This is a genomic window from Streptomyces sp. RPT161 (genome assembly GCF_027533845.1).
GTDB classification, from domain to species: Bacteria; Actinomycetota; Actinomycetes; order Streptomycetales; family Streptomycetaceae; genus Streptantibioticus_A; species Streptantibioticus_A silvisoli_A.
Window position 1 is genome coordinate 53,482 of sequence record NZ_JAPZVN010000002.1, and the last position, 15,083, is coordinate 68,564.

The 15,083-nt window shown below is 71.1% G+C and carries 12 protein-coding genes; 2 read left to right on the forward strand and 10 right to left on the reverse strand.

Annotated features, from left to right (window positions below):
• Positions 1-9: 9 nt before the first annotated feature.
• The 8 genes from O5O46_RS04775 to O5O46_RS04810 all read right to left on the reverse strand — a co-directional run bounded on the left by O5O46_RS04775 (position 10) and on the right by O5O46_RS04810 (position 9,749).
• Positions 10-1,353 (reverse strand): hypothetical protein, encoded by a 1,344-nt coding sequence (locus O5O46_RS04775; protein WP_269854561.1) that lies wholly within the window; start codon positions 1,351-1,353, stop codon positions 10-12.
• Positions 1,354-1,638: 285 nt separating this feature from the next.
• Positions 1,639-2,685, reverse strand: a complete 1,047-nt coding sequence (locus O5O46_RS04780; RefSeq protein WP_269853972.1) for an N-acetylglucosamine kinase — start codon at positions 2,683-2,685, stop codon at positions 1,639-1,641.
• Entirely contained in the window at positions 2,676-3,953 is a 1,278-nt protein-coding gene (locus O5O46_RS04785) for a 6-phospho-beta-glucosidase (RefSeq protein WP_269853973.1), read from the reverse strand. Before O5O46_RS04785 ends, O5O46_RS04780 begins: the two co-directional genes overlap by 10 nt.
• A gap of 8 nt (positions 3,954-3,961) precedes the next feature.
• On the reverse strand, positions 3,962-4,855 hold the full coding sequence (locus O5O46_RS04790) for a carbohydrate ABC transporter permease (protein WP_269853974.1): 894 nt from the start codon (positions 4,853-4,855) through the stop codon (positions 3,962-3,964).
• Between the two features lie 6 nt (positions 4,856-4,861).
• Positions 4,862-5,803: a carbohydrate ABC transporter permease gene (locus O5O46_RS04795; protein ID WP_269853975.1), complete on the reverse strand. Its 942-nt coding sequence runs from the start codon at positions 5,801-5,803 to the stop codon at positions 4,862-4,864.
• Positions 5,804-5,808: 5 nt separating this feature from the next.
• A complete protein-coding gene (locus O5O46_RS04800; RefSeq protein ID WP_269853976.1) occupies positions 5,809-7,143 on the reverse strand; it encodes an ABC transporter substrate-binding protein in 1,335 nt (444 codons plus the stop codon).
• Positions 7,144-7,249: 106 nt separating this feature from the next.
• The gene (locus tag O5O46_RS04805; protein ID WP_269854562.1) at positions 7,250-8,416 is read right to left on the reverse strand and encodes an ROK family transcriptional regulator; all 1,167 of its coding nucleotides are present in this window, start codon (positions 8,414-8,416) and stop codon (positions 7,250-7,252) included.
• Positions 8,417-8,666: 250 nt separating this feature from the next.
• The gene (locus O5O46_RS04810) at positions 8,667-9,749 is read right to left on the reverse strand and encodes a mechanosensitive ion channel family protein (protein ID WP_269853977.1); all 1,083 of its coding nucleotides are present in this window, start codon (positions 9,747-9,749) and stop codon (positions 8,667-8,669) included.
• A 299-nt stretch (positions 9,750-10,048) separates the two neighbouring features.
• On the opposite strand from O5O46_RS04810, the gene O5O46_RS04815 reads away from it, so the two are divergent.
• Both O5O46_RS04815 and O5O46_RS04820 read left to right on the forward strand, forming a co-directional pair.
• Complete coding sequence (locus O5O46_RS04815) at positions 10,049-10,585, forward strand: HNH endonuclease (RefSeq protein ID WP_269853978.1); 537 nt, start codon at positions 10,049-10,051, stop codon at positions 10,583-10,585.
• Between the two features lie 258 nt (positions 10,586-10,843).
• A complete protein-coding gene (locus O5O46_RS04820) occupies positions 10,844-11,020 on the forward strand; it encodes a DUF397 domain-containing protein (RefSeq protein WP_269853979.1) in 177 nt (58 codons plus the stop codon).
• Here O5O46_RS04820 and O5O46_RS04825 read toward each other — a convergent pair.
• Together O5O46_RS04825 and O5O46_RS04830 are read right to left on the reverse strand one after the other, a co-directional pair.
• A complete protein-coding gene (locus O5O46_RS04825) occupies positions 10,959-11,483 on the reverse strand; it encodes a hypothetical protein (RefSeq protein ID WP_269853980.1) in 525 nt (174 codons plus the stop codon). The genes O5O46_RS04820 and O5O46_RS04825 overlap by 62 nt on opposite strands.
• Positions 11,484-11,564: 81 nt before the next feature.
• Positions 11,565-15,014, reverse strand: a complete 3,450-nt coding sequence (locus O5O46_RS04830) for a beta-N-acetylglucosaminidase domain-containing protein (protein WP_269853981.1) — start codon at positions 15,012-15,014, stop codon at positions 11,565-11,567.
• Positions 15,015-15,083 lie beyond the last annotated feature (69 nt).

A 15,083-nucleotide genomic window follows, 5' to 3' on the forward strand; every position in this document is an offset into this window, starting at 1 on the left:
CTGGCCTGCTCACCTGTACTCCGAGAGCCGTCGGCCGATGCCGAGCACCGCGCCCGCCGCGCCCAGCACCGCCAGCACCGCGACGCCCTCCGGCAGCCCGGTCAGCGAGTCCCGGGCGTCGCCCGCCGCCTGCTGGAACTCTCCCGTCTCATGGTCGACCGCCTGCTGCAGGCTGTGGTCCACCGTGTCGAATGACTGCCCGGTGGTCTGGGTGATCTCCTTGCCGGAGGAGTCCTTGCCGCCGATGACGTACGCCAGCGCGGAGTCGTAGTCGCCGTTGGTGTCGTCGCCGTTGGCCACCGCGTGCCGGGACCGCCACTGGGCCACCCCGTCGGCCGCCTGCTGGACGGGGGCACGGCCGCCGGGGTCGTCGGCGAGCGAGAGCGCCTGGGCCAGCAGGCCGCCCGGCTCGTCCAGTGCGGCCATGCCCTTCTTGTACGCGCCCTCGTACGCGGCGCCCGCGCCACGCGCCACCAGCGTCAGGTTCTCGTTGCCGCGGGCCTGTAGGGCGCCGATCCGGGCCTGGTTGAGGACCTGGAGCGATCTGCCGCCATGGTCCCAGGAGTCGCCGAGGTCGGTGCGGGCCACCGTGTGGCCGGCCACCAGCCACACCAGCGCCAGCCCGGCCGCCACCGTGCCCGCCAGCAGGCCCGGGTTGAGCACCCGGTTGGTGCGCAGGTACGTGCGCCGCTGCGCCCACACCAGGCAGCCCAGGGCGAGCAGGCCGAGTATCCAGGCGGCCCAGGGCAGCGACTTGGCCGCCGCGTAGTCGCCGTTGAGCCGGCCGGTCTCGGTCTGGTACAGCTTCTGGGCGGCGGGCAGCAGGCTGCCGGCCATCTGGTCGTTGGCGTACCGCAGGTAGGCGCCGCCCAGCGGCAGGCCCTGCCGGTTGTTGGCGCGCGCGGTCTCCACCAGGCCCGTGTACACCGGAAGTTGTTCGTTGAGCAGGGTGACCTGGGTCTGGGCGTCGGCCGAACCCTGGCTGTTGGCCGCGGCGTTGGCGATCAGCTGGGCCGCGGTGTGCACGTCGTTCTCGTAGCGCTGCCGCACCGCCGCGGGCTCCTGGCCGCTGACCAGGAAGCCGCCCGCCGCCGTGGTGTTGGCGTCCGCCAGTGACCGGTAGATCTCGGCGGCGTCGGCGCTCAGCGGCTCGCTGCGCGTGGCCACGTCCCGGGCGGCCGAGGACCGCTCGGTGATCTGCCAGGCGGTCACCGCGCCGAACGCCACGATCAGCAGCGCCAGTACCGCGCCGATGATCCGCAGCCGTCCCGGTTCGGTGGTGGCCGCGTCCCGCAGCCGGTCGACGCCCTCGGCCCAGGCGGCCCGCCGTGGCCCGGGCAGCCACGCGGACATGGCACCACCGCTGGTCTGCGTGTGTGTCAACCTGACCCTCCCCCATGGGCGCTGACCGCGCATCGCCCCCTCTCCGCCCGGAGGGAACAACTCTTCTCAGCCAGCCAGTATGGACACCAGGACTGACATCCACCTAGTGATTCTTACGATCTTGCCCTGACCGCAACACCTACGCGTCTCCTCCGTGCTATCACGCCGGGTCGCCGCCCGCTGGTTCCGGGTGCGGTACGTCCAGCAAAAGGGCAGCATTTAGCGGGTTTCTGTCAGATTTAAGGGCAACTTGCATCAATTTCCGGTCTGTTGCGTCTTCGCCCGTTGTGGGGCATCCGCTTCGTAGTGCCGCCGCAACCGGGCGCGGACCCCGTCGCTCGCCGCCAACCGGTCCAGGCCCAGCAGCGCCGCGCCCAGTACCGGGGGTGCGGTGACCACGTGCGCTACGGCCTTCGGCGCGGCGGCGGCGAGGCGGTCGGCGATGGTGTCCATCAGCAGCGGATGGCGCGCCGCCAGCACTCCGCCGCCCAGTACCACCGCCGCCTCCTCGGCCAGCAGCCCCAACCGGTCAAGCGCCACCGACGCCAGGGCGACCACCTCGTCGGCCTGCCGTCGCACGATCCGCACCGCCACCGGATCGCCCTCGGCCGCGACCCGGAACAGCGGCGGCACCATCTCGTGCTTGCGGGTCGCGGCGATCTCCTGTAGGTGCAGCGCCTCGATCAGCGCGTACATCGATCCGAGGCCGAAGTGCGCGGGCAGCACGGCGGCCAGCGCGGTCGGCTCGCCGCGCCCGTCCTCGGCCCGCGCCGCCCACCACAGCGCCTCCTCCGCCAGTTCGGCGCCGCCGCCCCAGTCACCGGAGATCCGGCCGACCGCCGGGAAGCGGGCGGTCCGCCCGTCCGGCAGCATCCCCACACAGTTGATGCCCGCACCGCACACCACCGCGACGCCGCGCGGCTCGGCCACCCCGGCGCGCAGTATCGCGAAGGTGTCGTTGGCCACCTGGGTGCGCCGACCCCAGCCGTAGCCGTGCAGCGCCAGTTCGAGCCGCTGCTCCTCCACCGGGAAGTCGGCGTTGGCCAGACACGCGGAGACCTGCTCGACCAACGGGCCGCCGTCCGGCGCCAGTCCGGCCCCGTGCGCGGCCAGGGCGACGAGCGGGGCGAGCCCCGCGACCGCCTTGGCCGCGCCGATCCGATGCGGGTGGAAACCGCCGCCGCGCGCGGTGCCGAGCACCGAGCCGTCGGCGGCGACGATCACCACATCGGTCTTGCTGTTGCCCGCGTCGATGGCGAGCACGCCGCCCGGCACGGACGGCTCGGAGGTGGTCAGGCCCACGCCAGGTGCTCCCGGTTGTGTGCGATCAGGCGGTCGGTCAGCCGCTCCGCGTACTCGTACTGGCCGATCAGGGGGTGTGCCAGCAGCGCCTTGAACACCCGGTCCCGGCCGCCGTGCAGGGCCGCGGCCAGCGCCAGGTCCTCGTACGCGGTGACGCCCGAGATCAGCCCGGCGTACAGCGGATCGAGGTCCGGCACCGGCAGGGGGCGCACACCGGTGGCGCCGACCACGGCCGGGACCTCGATCACCGCGTCGTCGGCCAGGAACGGCAGCGTGCCGTTGTTGTACGCGTTGACCACCTGGACGTCCCCGCCCTCCTGAACAGACGCCGTCCGGAGCAGCGCGGCGGCAAGGGCCACCGCGGCCTCCGAGTAGAAGGCGCCGCCGCGCCGGGCGAGCAGTCCGGGCTTCTCGTCCAGTGCCGGATCTGCGTAAAGGGCCAGCAACTGACGTTCCATCGCGGCGACTTCGGCGGCCCGGGACGGCTTGTTGTCCAGCTCCCGTACCACCTCGTCGTGGGCGTAGTAGTAGCGCAGGTAGTACGAGGGGACCACGCCGAGCCGGTCCAGGACGGCGTGCGGCAGCCGCAGGTCGTCGGCGATGGCGGCGGTGTGCTCGGCGAGCAGTTCGGGCAGCACGTCCTTGCCGTCCGGGCCGCCGAGCCGTACGCCCAGCTCCCAGGTGAGGTGGTTGAGGCCGACGTGGTCCAGGTGCAGCCGCTCGGGGGGTACGTCCAGCAGCGCGGCGAACTTCCGTTGCAGCCCGATGGCCACGTTGCACAGTCCGACCGCCTTGTGGCCCGCCTGGAGCAGGGCGCGGGTGACGATGCCGACCGGGTTGGTGAAGTCGATGATCCAGGCGTCGGGGGCGGCCCGCCGGACCCGTTCCGCGATGTCCAGCACCACGGGCACGGTGCGCAGCGCCTTGGCGAGACCGCCCGCGCCGGTGGTCTCCTGGCCGACGCAGCCGCACTCCAGCGGCCAGGTCTCGTCCTGTTGGCGGGCCGCCTGGCCGCCGACGCGCAGTTGCAGCAGTACGGCGTCGGCGTCCTCGACCCCGGCGTCCAGGTCCGCGGTGGTGCTGACCCTGGCCGGATGGCCCTGTCTGGCGAGGATCCGGCGGGCGAGGCCGCCGACGAGTTCCAGGCGCTCGGCCGCCGGGTCGATCAGCACCAGTTCCCTTACCGGCAGGGTGTCGCGCAACCTGGCGAATCCATCGATGAGTTCGGGGGTGTAGGTGGAACCGCCCCCCACGACCGCGAGTTTCATTTCCGTGGTCAGCCCTTCACTCCTGTCAGTGTGACGCCTTCGACGAACGCCTTCTGGGCGAAGAAGAAGACGATGATCACCGGGGCCATCACCAGCATGGTGGCCGCCATGGTGAGGTTCCAACTGGTTTGGTGGGCGCCTTTGAAGGACTCCAGACCGTAGCTGAGCGTCCAGGCGGCCGGATTCTCGCTGGCGTAGATCTGCGGGCCGAAGTAGTCGTTCCAGCAGTAGAAGAACTGGAACAACGCGACCGCGGCAACGGCCGGTTTGGCCATCGGCAGCACCACTCTCAGCAGCGTGCGCAGTTCACCGCAGCCGTCCACGCGTGCCGCGTCCACGTACTCGTTGGGAATGGTCACCAGGAACTGCCGCAGAAGGAAGATGGTGAACGCGTCACCGAAGGCCATCGGAATGATCAGCGGCCACAGGGTGCCGGTCAGATGGAGTTGGTTGGCCCAGAACAGATACATGGGCACCACGATGACCTGCGGCGGCAGCATCATGGTCGCCACCACGAGCATCAGCGACAGATTCCGGCCGCGGAAGCGGAACTTGGCGAGCGCGTACGCCACCGGAATGCTGGAGCACACCGTGAGTACGGTGCCGGCGCCCGCGTAGATCAGGCTGTTCTTCCACCAGGTCAGGAATCCCGGGGTGCGGAACACGGTGACGTAGTTGTGCCAGACGAACGGGTGCGGCCACAGCGCCCTGGTCAGTGCCTGGTTGTCGCTCATCAACGAGGTGAGCGCCACGAACACGAACGGCAGCACGAAGAACAACGCGGCCGCGATGCCGAGGGCGTGTACCGCGATCCAGCGCAGCACCGCCTTGCGGCGTACCGCTCGGGCCGGATCGGTAACCGGCCGGGAAACCGTTGTGGGCGGAGTGAGGACATCGGTCATCGCGGGTCAGTCTCCCGCCTGGATCAGGCCGCCGCGGCGCCGCATCAGCAGTGCGGTGAAGGCCATGGCGAGGGCGAACAGAATCAGGGCGATCACACACGCCGATCCGGTGTCGAATCGCTGGAAGCCCAGGTTGTAGACGAGTTGCGGCAGGGTGAGCGTGGACTGCTGGGGATAGCCGGGTTCGAATTGCTGCCCGGAGTTTCCGATGATTCCGCTGGCCACTTTCCCGGCGACGATGGGCTGGGTGTAGTACTGCATGGTCTGGATGACCCCGGTGACCACCGCGAACATCACGATCGGCGAGATGTTCGGCAGGGTGACGTAACGGAACCGCTGCCAGGGGCCCGCGCCGTCCAACTCGGCCGCCTCGTACTGGTCCTTGGGCACGTCGAGCAGCGCGGCCATGAAGATGACCATCAGGTCGCCGATGCCCCACAGCGCGAGCAGCGTGAGCGCGGGCTTGGACCAGGACGGATCGCTGAACCAGCCGGGCTGCGGCAGTCCGACGCTGCCCAGCAGATGGTTGACCGGACCGGTGCCCGGGTTGAGCAGGAAGGCGAAGGCCATGGTCGCGGCGACCGGCGGGGCGAGATACGGCAGGTAGAAGGCGGTGCGGAAGAACCCGGTACCGGTCCTGATCCTGGTGATCAGCAGCCCGACGCCCAGCCCGAAGACCACCCGGGTGCTGACCATCACCAGGACCAGCCACAGGGTGTTGCGCAGCGCCGGCCAGAACAGCGGGTACTGGGTGAAGACGTAACTCCAGTTCCTGCCGCCGTTCCAGGCCGGCGGCCGGAATCCGTCGAAGTGCATGAACGAGAAATAGACGGTGGAGATCAGCGGATACGCGAAGAACACGCTGAAACCGATGATCCAGGGGGCGAGGAATCCCAAAGTCACCAGCGCCGACCGGCGGCGTTTGGCCCGTAGCGTCACGGTGTTCATGGCCGCTACTTCGTCTGGGCGATGTCGCGGTCCACCTGCTGGTCCACGCCGCGCAGCCCGGCCTGGAGGTCGGTGGCCCTTCCGGATTCGTAGGAGTACGCGAAGTCCTGGAGGGTGACCTGGTACTGGCCGCCGTTGGGACTGGCGGGGGTGGTGTTGCTGTGCGGGTTCTGGGCGATTCCCAGGAACGTCCGGAAGTTCGGATCGACGGTCAGGTTCGGCGACCTGAGCGCGGCGAAGGTGGACGGCACGTTGTGGATGGCGTTGGCGAAGTCGACCACCGCGCTGGTGTCGGTGGTCAGGAACCTCACCAGTTCCCAGGCCGCGTTCTGTTTCGCGCTGTGCGCGGCGACGCCGACGATGGTTCCGGTGATGTAGCCCTTTCCGTAGGTGTTCGCCTGGTCGTCGGGTACGGGCAGCGGCGCCACGCCGATCGGGAACTTCACCCCCGCGTCCTTGGCCATGCCCAGACGCCATTCGCCGTCCACCGCCATGGCCACCTGACCGGTGTGGAACGGGTTCTTGGCGCCGAACTCGTCGCCGAAGGTGCTGCGGTACCGTTCCAACTTCGCATAGCCGCCGAGGGAGTTCACCAGGTCCTTCTGGAAGGTGAACATGTTGGCGAAGGCCGGGTCCTTGGCTGTCTGCGACCTGCCCTGGGCGTCGAAGTACGTGGGGCTCCACTGGGCGACGTAGTGCGCGGGCGTGGACTCGTATCCGTGGAAGTCCGGCATGAAGCCGAGCTGGGCGTACGAATCGCCCTGCGGCTTGGTCAACCTGACGGCGTCCGCCTTGAACTCCGACATGGTCCTCGGCGGGGCGGTGATTCCGGCGGCCTTGAAGGCGTCCTTGTTGTAGTACAGCCCGTAGGCGTCACCGAGCAGCGGCAGTGTGCAGCGGGTGCCCTGATAGGCGGTGTAGTCGAGCATCGGTTTGGGGAAGGTCTTCTGCGGGTCGATTCCGGACTTCTTCAGGAAGGGCCCGAGGTCGACCAGGGCCCCGGAGGAGCAGAACTTCCCCACGTTGTCGGTGGTGAACGAGGAGATGACGTCGGGGGAGTCCGAACCGCCCGTGCGCAGCGCCTGGTTGATCTTGTCGTCGTTGACGTTGGGTACTACATGTACGTGGATGTTGGGGTGCGCCTTCTCGAACGCGGCGATGTCACCGTTGATCGCCTTGAGTTCGTTCGGCTGGCTCCACCCATGCCAGAAGTTGATGGTGACGTCCTTGTTGGGATCGTCTCCGGCCTGCCCACCACTCTGGCCGGTGCACGCTCCGGCCAGCAGGGCGGTCGCGGCTATGACCGCGGCGGCGGAACAAATCCTATGGAGTCTGGACATATTGCCCTCCAGAAGGCATGCGGGGACGAAGGGGGCCGGGGCTGGCCCCCGGTGGGGGTTCGGGGCCTGCCCCCGGGTGCTTGCAGGGGCCCGGGGCAGGGCCCAGTTACGTACGGCTGGGCGTCGTGGTGTCGAACAACTCGTCGCGGGCGTCCGAAAGCGCCCGCGACACCGCTCCGGAGAGCACCGGATTCCCCTCCACCGCACTGAGCAGCAACCGCGGCCGCGGAATGGCCAGTTGGTGGAGCTGTTCCTCGATACGGGACCGCAACTCCTCACCCCCCGCGGTGAACACGCCACCGGAGAGTACGACGAGCTGCGGGTCCAGCACGGCGACGATCGAGGCCAGCCCGGTGGCGAAGCGCACCGCCAACTCCTCCAGTACCGCCAGCGCGTCCTGGTCGTCCGGGTTGCCGGTGGCCTCCGCGACCGCCCTGGCGACCGCCTCCTGCGGGGTGCGGGCCTTCAGCCCGTTGAGCCGGGCCAGTTTGAGGACGGCCTCGCCGCCCGCCAGTTCCTGGAAGCCGCCGGTGTTGGCGCGGCTGACGTTGTGCAGTACGGGGGCCCCGGGCAGCGGCATGTAACCGACCTCGCCCGCGCCGCCGGTCGCGCCGCGGTGCAGCCGACCGCCGAGCACTATGGCCGCGCCGAGCCCCTCCTCCGCCCAGAACAACACGAAGTCCTCGCAGCCGACGGCCGCGCCGATCCGCTGCTCGGCGACGGCGGCGAGGTTGACGTCGTTCTCCACCGCGAGCGGCACCCCGAGCGTCTCGCGCAGTTCGTCGAGCAGGGTGGGGGAGTGCCAGCCGGGCACATGGCCCGCGTAGCGCAGCTTGCCGGAGACCGGGTCGAACGCGCCGGGGATGCCGATGACCACGCGGTTCAGCCTGGACCGGTCGGTTCCGGCGGCCTTGGCCGCCGCGTCCACCGCCTCGATCACCTGGCTGAGAGCCCGGCCGGCGCGCCGCCCCCTGGTGCTGATGGTGTGCTGGCCGCGCGGTTCGCCGCCGATGTCGGCGACGGCGGCGAGGATGCGGTCCGGGGTGACGTCGAGCGCGGCCACGTATCCGGCGTCCGGGTTCACCCGGTACAGCTGGGCGCTCGGCCCGGGGCGTCCGGCGGTGGTGCCGGTGGCGACTACCAGGCCCGCGGCCTCCAGCCGGGCGAGCAGTTGGGAGGCGGTGGGCTTGGACAGGCCGGTCAGCTCGCCGATCCGGGTGCGGGACAGCGGGCCGTGCTCCAGCAGCAGGTCGAGCGCGGCGCGGTCGTTCATGGCGCGCAGCACGCGCGGTGTTCCCGGTGTCCCGGCCACGGTCCTGATCCCTCCCTCGCGGGTCCCTGGTGATCGTAGGTGAAGCGACGGTGCGGGCACCGGCGGGTCCACTATTAGGAAACTTTCCTATCGATGACTGGAAAGTTAGGGCCCGCCGATTGCCCCGTCAAGGGGCGTGCACCGGGAAATCGAAGCGTTGCCGAAAACGCGAGCGGCGCCCGGCATCGTGCCGGGCGCCGCTACTGCTCTGTCACTTCTCCAGATGCGGTGCCGTCGGCGGCTCCGGCGGCAGCGGAGCAGCGGCCGTCGACTGCGGGGAGCTCGGGTTGGCCAGCGCCGAGGGGGCGGCCATGGCGGCCGACGGGTCGGCGGCGGTGTCCTCGGTGAGCGCGGTGGGCGCACCGCCAACGATCACTATGCCCTCCGCGTCGAACGCCTTCTTGATGCGCCAGCGCAGTTCGCGCGCGACGGCGGCGGCCTTGCCCGGCATGGTCTTCGCCTGCGCCTGGATCACCACCGAGTCCGCGGAGACGGACTCAAGGCCGAGCACATCCACCGGCTCCCAGAGCGTCTCGTCCCACGGCGCCTCCTCGCTCATCTCCTTCGCGGCCTGCCCGATCACCGCGCGCGCCCGGTCCAGGTCCTCGGAGTAGCCGACCTGGACGTCCACCACGGCTGTCGCCCAGCCCTGGCTCAGGTTGCCGATCCGCTTGACCTCGCCGTTGCGCACGTACCAGATCTCACCGTTGTCCCCGCGCAGCTTGGTCACCCGCAGGCCGACCTCGATCACCGTGCCCTGGGCGACACCCGCGTCGATCACGTCACCGACGCCGTACTGGTCCTCAAGGATCATGAACACGCCGGAGAGGAAGTCGGTGACCAGGTTGCGCGCGCCGAAACCGACCGCCACACCCGCGACACTGACGCTGGCCAGCACCGGGGCGAGGTCGATCCGCATCAGGGAGAGCACCATCAGTGCCGCGGTGCCCATGATCAGGAAGGACGCGACGCTGCGCAGCACGGAGCCGATCGCCTCGCTGCGCTGCCGCCGCCGCTCGGTGTTGACCAGCAGTCCGCCCAGCCCGCCGATCTGCCGGTGCTCGGAGTGCTTGTTCATCCGGGCGATCAGCTGGGTGATCATGCGGCGGACCATGGCCCGCAGGACCATGGCGATGACCACTATCAGCACGATCTGCAGACCGGTGGTGAGCCAGTTCGCCCAGTTGTTCTCCACCCAGGTCGCGGCGTTGGAGGCCGACTTCTGGGCGTGGTCGAGACTTGCGGCACCGGGGGTGGAGTCGGCAGCCGCGATCAAGGACCAGGGCCGGAGCACAGGTGAAACCTTCCTTAGCGGGATGCGTCCGGCCTTCGGGCCGGACCGGGCCGCCACGCTGCGGCGGGCCGAACAACCACCCTAACGGGGTAACGCGGTCAACCTGACGCGTTGATCGTGGCTGATCAGGGCTGGTCGCCTGGTGGGCTGTCCGTAATGCTCTGATGTAAGGAAGTGTGCGGGAAAACACCCTGAGGTCGTTACCCGGTCATGGTGGCGCCATGACCAGGCTTGCGGCGACACTGGGAGAGATCGTCCCGGCGCGAGCCACGCGCCGCCGGCGTATAAGGGAGGCATCCGTGCCGCATGTCCTTGTCCTCAACGCGTCGTACGAGCCGCTCGGCGTCGTACCGCTCCGCCGCGCGCTCATCCTCGTACTGAACAACAAGGCCGTATGCCTAGAGGAGTCCGGCGCCCTGATGCACAGCGCGACCCGCGTCCTTCCGGCGCCCAGCGTCGTCAAGCTCACCAAGTTCGTACGCGTCCCCTTTCGGGGGCCTGTTCCACTCACCCGTCGCGCGCTGTTCGCGCGGGACGGCGGTAAATGCGCCTACTGCGGGTGCGCCGCAACCAGCGTCGACCACGTCATTCCGCGCAGCCGCGGTGGTCAGCACTCCTGGGAGAACGTGGTCGCGGCCTGCCGCCGCTGCAACCACGTCAAGGCCGACCGCCATGTCGCCGAACTCGGCTGGCGGCTCCGCCATCAGCCAGCTCCGCCGTCCGGCCTGGCCTGGCGGATCATCGGCACGGGCCATAGGGACCCGCGCTGGCTGCCATACCTGCAGCCATACGGCGCGGACGACGCCATGGCCCGGATCGACGGCATCTCTGCCTGACATCCGGGCCTTCGTGTGTCCGGCGATCCCCGGACCGCAGCGGGTGCGGTCCGGGGGTTCGCCTGTGCGGGCGGCCTGGGCGGAGCTTGGGCTGGCCAGCTCGCCGGTACGGGCATGAGCGGAACGCCGAACCCCTTGTGAGCGTCCGGCTGGGTCGTGATGATCCCCCAGCCAAGCGTGGAGTCTCCCGTTGCGGCGACCCCTCTTCTTCCAGAACCATGGCCGCCGCAGGAAGTTGTTGAGGGGGAAAGGAAATCCGTGGCGCTTGAGGTCACCACAGGGGAGGACGGGATGATCTACATCCGGGAGACGGACGAGCCGGATGTCGTCGCCGTGACCACGCCCGCCAAGTGGGATGCCTTCGTCAAGGGGGTCAAGGCTGGGGAGTTCGATCACTTCGTGGAGGGGGTGGAGGACCCGGAGGGTGCGGAGTAGGGCACGGAAGGGCGGGGTCCGCGCGGTTGGGCGAGCAGGTGACCACGGCCACCGACAGGAACGTCGGCCGGGCCAGGTAGTAGCCGAGCGAGATGTCGCCGCCGTGCGCCAACGTCTGCGCGGCGCGCGCCACTTGGCGGGCCAGCCGCTCCGGATCCCGGTCGTGCTCGGCGGCGAAGCGCGGGCCGTACTCGCGCAGCACTCCGTCCAGCCAGCCGACCGCCTCGGCCGGGTCGTCCCAGGTGCCACGGATCAGGGCCGGGGACTTCAGCAGCCAGTGCGCCGTCTCCAGCGGCGGCACCTCGGAGCGGGTGAACGTCTCCGTCCAGGCCCGGTAAGCGGCCTGCCGCTGCACCGTCTCCTCCGGGTCGTCCGCCGCCCAGGGCGCCACCGGCATCCGTCGCAGCCCGTCGTCGTCGAAGACGGCCTTGTCGCCGACCCAGAGGTAGCCATGGTGGTGCACGCTGTCCGATGGTGCACAGCGCCACGGGCGCCGAGCGCCGACGCGCCCGCGCCCGCCCGGTGAATGGCCCGGGTGGCAGCGCTACGACGCGCCCTGCACCGCGTACGCCTCCAGCTCCCACAGTGAGATCCCGTACGGTGTCGCCCGCTGGTCGCACTGGACGCGGATGAACCGGGTGTCCGCCTCGTCCATCCGCACCGTCTCCGTGCCGCCCTGCCCCGTGGTGACCGTCGCCGCCGTGCGCCATGAGCGGCCGTCCGACGAGACCAGCACGCGGTAGGCGCTGGCGTAGGCGTCCTGCCAGCGCAGCACGACCCGGCCGACCCGGGCCGGACGGGACAGCTCGACCTGCACCCACTGGCCGTCCTGGGCCGGTGAGGACCAGCGGGTGTCCAGCCTGCCGTCCGCCACCGCCGAGGCGGGGAACGCCGCCGTCTCGTCGCCGGACGAACTGGCCCGGGCGCCGCGCACCAGGTCGGGCCCACCGGTGCGGGGGAACGCGCGCACGGTGGCCGTCTGCGTCACCGTCCGGCCGTCCGCGGTGAACGCCACGGTGATCGGGTACGCGCCTGCCTTGGCGTCCCCCGCGACGGACACCGCGAGCGGCACCGCCTGCGTCTCCCCGCGCCGCAGCACCAGCTGACCGGGCGCCCGTACGCTCACCCCCTTCGGGGCCTTCACCTCCACCGTGCCGTGCACGTCGTCCGGGCGCACGGTGGAAAGCCGCGCGCCGACGGTGGCCTGGCCGCCGACATCGGCGTCGGCCGTGGGCTGGTCGACGGTGAGCCGGGCGGCGGGGGTGTCGCCGAACCACGGCACCACCGCGTAGACGGCGGGCGGTGTCGCGCCGGACACCCAACTGATCCGCACCGCGTCCGCACGTATCCCGTGGGCGGCCAACTCGGTCCATCCGTCGCCGAGTTGACCGACCCGCTGCCAGCCGCGGCCGTCCACCTCGGCCTCCACCGTGCCTCGCGCGCCGCTGCCGGGCGCGGTCAGCACGGTGAGCCCGTCCAGGGCGCGGGACGCGCCGAACGCCATGGTCAGTGCGCCGCCGTCGCGGCCGGCCGCCTGGTACGGGACCTCCGGATCACCGCTGACCACGGTGGACGGCGGCGTACCGTCGGCCGAGGACGGCCCGGTGACCCGGGGCTGGAACGCGCCGACCGCGGTCACGTCGAAACTGCGCACCGCCACCGCGTTGGGCTGTGCGGAGGCGGCCCGCAGCCGTACGTAGCGGGCGGTCGCGCCCTTGGGGAAGGCGGCGGTGACGGTCTGCTGGTTCTGGTACGTACCGGAGGTCCGCCAGGTACCGCCGTCCGGCGAGTACTCCAGCACCGCGTCCCGCAGGATGTCCTCGGCCGCCGGGGAGTCGTCGCCAGAGCCCATCGCGATCCGCACCCGGCTGACCGGGCGGGCCGAGCCGAGGTCCACGCCGAAGGTGTCCCCGGGCTGCGGCGGGCGGTCGCTCCACCAGTACGTGGCGTCGTTGCCGTCGGTCATCAGCGACGGGTCGGTGGAGCGCGCCGAGCCCAGCGACGTCGTCGCCTGCGGGCGGTCTGCGCGCACCCCCGTCCAGGCGTTGGCGGCGCCGAGCGCCTTGATCAGGAATGGCCCCAACACCCCGTCGCCCACGGTGGCGGTGGACTGCGCGATGGCGTGCTGGGCGCGCTGTACGGCGAGTTGCCGCTGCCAGCCCTGTGCGCCGTCACCGTGCCGCTGGGCCAGCAGCATGTCGACAGCGGACCCACCCGCCTGCCCGTAGAGCCCCAACTGCTGTAGCCAGGGCCGCACTTCGGTGCCGAAGGCGCCGCCCGCCAGGCCGCCCAGCCGCCGCGGGGCCTGTGCCATGGTGTCGAAGGCGGCGTGCAGCCGGTCCGCCGCGGTGCGCAGCGCGGAGTCGTCGGTGCCCGCGTAGGCGTTCCAGAAGCCGTCGATCAGCGGGCGCAGATAGGCGGACTCGCCGTTGGAGTCCAGTGGGGACGAGGCGTCGTTGCCGGCCAGCGCGGTCAACGCGGCGCGGGCGTCCGGGTCCTGGCCCGCCAGGTCGTTGACGGCCGCCTGCCAGGACTCCTGCGGCTGGTAGCCGTTGGGGTTCCAGGCGTAGTCGGCGGCGGTGAACAACGGGATGCGGCCCGCGGACGGCTGCTGCATGGCGTTGGCCAGCAGACCCGCCGAGGTGGCGGCGACGGCCGGATCGCGGCCCGCGTAGGGACCTAGGAAGATACGGTCCTGCGCGTAGTCGTTCACCGGGTAGTTGTCCATGGTCAGCAGTGGATGCCGGAACGCGGTCCGGGCGTCGGCGAACTGGCCTCCGGTGATCTTCGCGGGCACCACCCCGACGCCGGTCCAGGCCACCTCGATGCCGGGAGCGAGCGCGGCGGCCAGCGCGCCGCGGTAGGCGGTGGTGCCGTCCTGGTAGTACTCGGTGGGCAGCACCGACAGCGGCGGCGCCGCGCTGCCGTAGCGCGCGGACAGGTGCAGGGCAAGGGCGTTGGCCACCTTGGCCTGGGCGCGGGCCGCGGCGCCCGGGCCGTTACCGAAGGCGGCGGCGTCCGCCGAGCAGTGCCACTCGGTGTAACTGACGTCCTGGAACTGGAGTTGGAAGGCGCGCACCCCCAGCGCCCACATCGCGTCCACCTTGCGGAACAGCGCCTTGAGGTCGTCGGCGGAGGAGAAGCACAGGGACTGGCCGGGCGCCACCGCCCAACCCAGGGTGACGTGGTTGCGCTGGGCGCGTGCCGCCAGCGTCCGCCAGTCGTCCCGCGCCGCGGCGGGGTAGGGGGCGCTCCACTGCGTCGTACGGTACGGGTCGTCGCCAGGGGCGTAGAGGTAGAAGTCCTGCTTGGTGCGGCCCATGAAGTCCAGTTGGGCGAGCCGCTGCTGGGTGGTCCAGGGCTGGCCGTAGAAGCCCTCGGTGATGCCGCGCAGCGCGGTGGACGGCCAGTCGCGGACCACCACGCCCGCGAAGCCGCGCTGCGCGCCGCTGGTCTGGGCGAGCTGGCGCAGCGTCTGCGCGGCGTGGAACAGGCCGTCCGGGCCGACCCCGGACAGCGCCACGGTGTCCCGGTCGCCGTTGTGCCCGACGGCCAGCCGGTAGCCGCCGGACGGCAGGTCGCCGCGGTCGGGCGCGCCCAGCGCGTTCAGCGCGGAGTCGGCGCCCGGGCCGTCCGCGTAGACCACCAGGGCCTGCGCGGGCAGCGGTGCGCCGGGAGCGGTGTCGCGGATGTCGCGGGCGCCCGCCGTGCGCAGGGTGTCGCGTAGCGAGTCCAGCGCGTAAGGGTCGGCGCCGCCGCCGGCGACCAGCGCGACGGTGGGGGTGACCGGTGTGAACTGGCCCTGTGCGCGCAGTGACTGCGGTCTCGGCCACACCGGGGGCGGCTGTCCGGCGGCGGTCCCGCCGTCCGGTGTGGTCAGCGGGGTCAGACCGGTCGCTGGCGCGGCGACCGCGCAGGGCGCGCCACCGAGCACACTGCCGATGACGGCGGCGACGAACGCCGCCACGGTGGGCTTCCTGCGCCGGGGGGACACGGTTCCTCCTTGCGGAGCGGGGGGAGAGGAGGGCAACGCGTTCGGGGACGCGTGAGGCTGGGGGGACGG